General features: G+C 38.8%; 1 protein-coding gene and 1 pseudogene. One reads left to right on the top strand and one right to left on the bottom strand.

All coding sequences use genetic code 11. From position 1 onward, the window contains the following. Nucleotides 1-26: 26 nt before the first annotated feature. Nucleotides 27-731: pseudogene (locus P7J36_RS11515) on the top strand (gamma-glutamyl-gamma-aminobutyrate hydrolase family protein). Here the strand turns inward: P7J36_RS11515 and radC are convergent. Continuing rightward, on the bottom strand, nt 728-1,408 hold the full coding sequence (gene radC, locus P7J36_RS11520; protein ID WP_002935253.1) for a RadC family protein: 681 nt from the start codon (nt 1,406-1,408) through the stop codon (nt 728-730). The pseudogene P7J36_RS11515 and the gene radC sit on opposite strands and share 4 nt — an antisense overlap. Between the last annotated feature and the right edge of the window lie 135 nt (nt 1,409-1,543).

Raw genomic sequence — 1,543 nt, forward strand, 5'->3', positions numbered from 1 at the left:
GTCGCTATAGGGTTCACCGGTAGCGGGTGCCCACGGAGGACTTTCACCTCAGATGTACGACATGCCCGTCGTACTATAAAACAGGGGATCATACAGAACCCCTGCTTTCTTATACCCAGACTTGCCTCGTACAAGCTATTGAAGATGCTGGCGAGCTCCCACTCATCCTTCCTGTTACAGAGCCTGATTTGGCAAAATATTATATCCATCTTATTGATAAACTCATCCTAACAGGAGGACAAAATGTCCAGCCAAGTTACTATCACGAAGAAAGGACTATTGACAGCGATAATTATCTACCAAAGCGTGACGAGTTTGAATTAGCCCTCATAAGGGCTGCCCAAGAAAATCAGAAACCTATCTTCGGTATCTGCCGAGGTCTATAGCTCTACAATGTAGCTCAAGGTGGTAGCCTTCATCAATCAATTTCTGAACATTGGCAAGACATAGACGGACAAGAAGTCAGTCAAATGATTCAACTGACTCAAAATAGTCCACTTTACGACATATATAAGTCCGCTCCGAGTGTAAACTCATTTCACCGTCAGGCTATCAAAGACTTAGCACTTGACTTAGAAATCATTGCACTATCGGATAATCAACAGATTATTGAAGCAGTTCATTCAACCTACCTAACTAAATTTTTAGGGGTTCAATGGCATCCTGAACTACTCTACGGTAAACGTGAGATTGAAAAAGACCTCTTCCACTATATTGTCAATAAACTTTAAAATAACTCACTTTCTTCTCTAAAAGAATAGTAATCCTTATTTCCAACAATTAAATGATCTAATAATACCAGTCCTAGCTTTTCGCAGGACTCTTTTAAATTCTCCGTAAATAGCAAATCATTCCTACTCGGTTGTACTGAACCCGACGGGTGGTTATGAACGATGATAATCGATGTTGCCATACATTTTACTGCGTAATGCAAAATTTCACGTGGTTCTGCAATGCTACGATTAACACTCCCGATAAAAATTGTTTTTTGACTGATAATCTGGTTCTGTGTATTGAGATAAAGTGCAACAAGATGCTCCTGCTTCTTATGCCCAATTTCATGAATCATCTTACGTCCCAACTTCTCACTTCCCAAAATTCTCTCATTTAAGAGTAGCTCTGATTGATTGATACGTTTTCCAAGTTCAATCATAGCCTTAATTTCAATCGCCTTAACGCGCCCAATTCCAGTCAAACTTTGCAATTCTTCAATTGATAATTCTCTTAGAGCCGCTAAACTCTCCAAACGATTCAATAATTTATTGGAGAGAATAGAAACAGGTTCTTTTTTTGTCCCAGTTCTAATAAAAATTGCTAGTAATTCCTGATTACTGAGACGCTCAGCTCCAACTTCTACTAAACGTTCTCTAGGTAGAATGGCCTCTTCTTTAAATTCAATTTGATACATAATTTCCTCCTCACCTATCTATTCGTAAAATCTTGCAAAAAAAGAAGCCATATAAAACCGAACCCACTGAAAAAGTCATCAACTTGATGGCTTTTTTTGCTATACTAGAGTCGAGGTGATTCCTATGCTTGATAA

Source organism: Streptococcus suis, from assembly GCF_046032115.1.
In the GTDB taxonomy this organism is placed as follows: Bacteria; Bacillota; Bacilli; order Lactobacillales; family Streptococcaceae; genus Streptococcus; species Streptococcus suis_AJ.

Excerpts from the sequence above, each read along its gene's own strand:
- radC (WP_002935253.1), bottom strand. The coding sequence starts at position 1,408 with ATGTATCAAATTGAATTTAAAGAAGAGGCCATTCTACCTAGAGAACGT.